Source organism: Candidatus Streptomyces philanthi (genome assembly GCF_059553635.1).
In genome coordinates this window covers 1-2,573 of the sequence record NZ_JCANQV010000497.1, presented here as the reverse complement: position 1 = coordinate 2,573, position 2,573 = coordinate 1, and the positions used below count along the sequence as shown (strand labels likewise).

The following is a 2,573-nucleotide window of genomic DNA, read 5'->3' as shown; positions in this document are numbered from 1 at the left end:
CACGGCGCGCAGCCGATGGCCGCGCCGGAGCGCGCGCCGGGGCGGGCCGTGCGCGCGGTGGGTGCGGTCCTCCAGCCAGCTGTCGCAGTCCGGGGTGAGGGCTATGGCGGAGGGGGCGGGCACGCCGAGGCGGTCGGCGAGTTCGCGGACGAGGCGGTAGAGGTCGGGGGCGGACTGCTCGGTGACCGCCACGGACGGGCTGAGCGCCGGGCGCGCCCCGCCGATCACGGCCGTGACCAGGGCCGCGAGCAGCAAGGTGACGACGGCGAGGACGACCGTGGCGCGGCGTGCGATGCCCCAGCCGGAGCCGGCCGCCGCGTCCGGGCTCCCCAGATGTCCGGTGGCGCCGCCGACGAGCAGCACCACGGCCGCGGCGGCGGGAAGCAGCGCCACGGCCAGTGCGCCGCCGCGCACGCGCAGTACGGCCAGGGCGCAGGACCGCGCTGTGGGAACGCCCTTTTCCTGACCTGCCACGAGCCTGCACACCCCCTGCTGTCCTGGTGGAGAAGGACGGAGAGATCACGGGACGGGAGCGAACGGGACGTTCCGAGCGCCCGCGCTCGGCCGGTTTCGCCCGCTCCCCCACCACTGTGGCACCGGCCACTGACATCGCAATGCCGGTGAGCCAGTTGCCGGACGTCACCGGGCCGCCGTGCACGCGCTGCGCAGCGGTGACCACAGGACGCTTGCGCGGCACCCTAGTTGGGGGTGCGGCTCCCGTCAGCAATTAGTCGTGGCGGTCACCCGATGGAATGGCTTTGGGCAGGCGTGGGAACCGCTGCGGCGCAGGCCGGGGCGCACCACCCCTGCCCCCAGGGCCCCCTCCAACACACGGCCCCGGTGGTCTCTCACGGGTGACGCGAGAGGCCGCCGGGGCCGGGAAAAAATGTGCGCCCGTTACGCCGTCGCGTCCGCCGCGGCCTTCGCCGCGATGTCCGTGCGGTGCTGGGAGCCGTCCAGCGAGATCCGGCCCACGGCCCGGTAGGCGCGGTCGCGGGCGGTGGTGAGGTCGGCGCCGGTGGCGGTGACGGACAGCACGCGGCCGCCCGCGCTCAGCACCGCGCCCGACGCGTCCCGCTTCGTCCCGGCGTGCAGGACGTACGCGGCGGGCGCGTCCTGCTCGGCGACGTCCGCCAGGCCCTCGATCGGGTCACCCGTGCGCGGGGTACCGGGGTAGTTGTGGGAGGCGATGACGACGGTGACGGCGGCGCCGTCGTTCCAGCGCAGCGGCGGGATGTCGGCGAGGGTGCCGGTGGCGGCGGCGTGCAGCAGGCCGGCGAGCGGGGTCTTGAGGCGGGCGAGGACGACCTGGGTCTCCGGGTCGCCGAAGCGCGCGTTGAACTCGATCACGCGGACGCCGCGCGAGGTGATCGCGAGCCCGGCGTAGAGCAGCCCGGAGAAGGGGGTGCCGCGGCGGCGCAGCTCGTCGACGGTGGGCTGGAGGACGGTGGCCAGCACCTCGTCGACCAGCTTCGGGTCGGCCCACGGCAGCGGGCTGTACGCGCCCATGCCGCCGGTGTTGGGGCCCTGGTCGTCGTCGAGGGCGCGCTTGAAGTCCTGGGCGGGCTGGAGCGGGACGACACTCTCGCCGTCGGTGACGGCGAAGAGGGAGACCTCGGGGCCGTCGAGGAACTCCTCGATGACGACGCGTTCGCAGGCCAGCGCGTGGGCGCGGGCCACCTCGGCGTCCTCGGTGACGACGACGCCCTTGCCGGCGGCCAGCCCGTCGTCCTTGACGACGTACGGGGCGCCGAAGGCGTCCAGGGCGGCGTCGATCTCGGCGGGGGTGGCGCAGACATAGCTGCGGGCGGTGGGGACGTTGGCGGAGGCCATCACGTCCTTGGCGAACGCCTTGGAGCCCTCCAGCCGGGCGGCCTCGGCCGAGGGGCCGAAGACCGGGATGCCGCGCTCGCGCACGGCGTCCGCGACGCCCGCCACCAGGGGTGCCTCGGGGCCGACGACGACGAGGTCGGCCTCCAGGCGGCCGGCCAGGTCGGCGACGGCGGCACCGTCGAGCGCGTCCACCCGGTGCAATTCGGCCACCTCGGCGATGCCGGCGTTGCCGGGAGCGCAGTGCAGCGCGGTGACGTCGGGGTCGAGGGAAAGAGAGCGGCACAGGGCATGTTCGCGGGCGCCGCCGCCGATGACGAGGACCTTCACAGGGGCAGCCTAGTCGTCCGGCCCACGGGAGCGGATCGGCGCCCCTGGGGGCGCGGGTGTGCGGCACGGGCGGGCGGGGTGCGCGGCGCCGGGGCCCGGTCGTACGGTGTGCGCCGGGCGGCCGGAAACCGCCGTTGCCGCGACCGCCGACTCTTTCGGGTGAGGCGCGGGACGTCCCGGCTACCGGGTCCGGTTGCTTTTCCCGGCGGGAATACTTCGATCTTGCGCACAAGGACAGCCGTTCGGCGGTAGGAAGGGGCTGGTATTGCGCGTATCGGCCGTCTTGTACGTCACGCGCGGCCGCAGGTATCCGTACGGAGGAGCGCAGCACGGGTGAGTCAGCCGGAGATGCAGCCCGAGGGGCCCCCTCGGGAGGAAGGCGGGCGCGAGCGGGAGCAGGGCCGCGGGCGGTG

General features: G+C 75.0%; 1 protein-coding gene and 1 pseudogene. Both read right to left on the bottom strand.

Annotated elements, in window-relative coordinates; all coding sequences use genetic code 11:
- Nucleotides 1–474: pseudogene (locus AC51EU_RS29450) on the bottom strand (hypothetical protein); the annotation flags it as partial.
- 423 nt (nucleotides 475–897) lie between these two features.
- Nucleotides 898–2,160, bottom strand: coding sequence for a phosphoribosylamine--glycine ligase (gene purD / locus AC51EU_RS29445; protein WP_496270146.1), 1,263 nt, complete (start codon nucleotides 2,158–2,160; stop codon nucleotides 898–900).
- Between the last annotated feature and the right edge of the window lie 413 nt (nucleotides 2,161–2,573).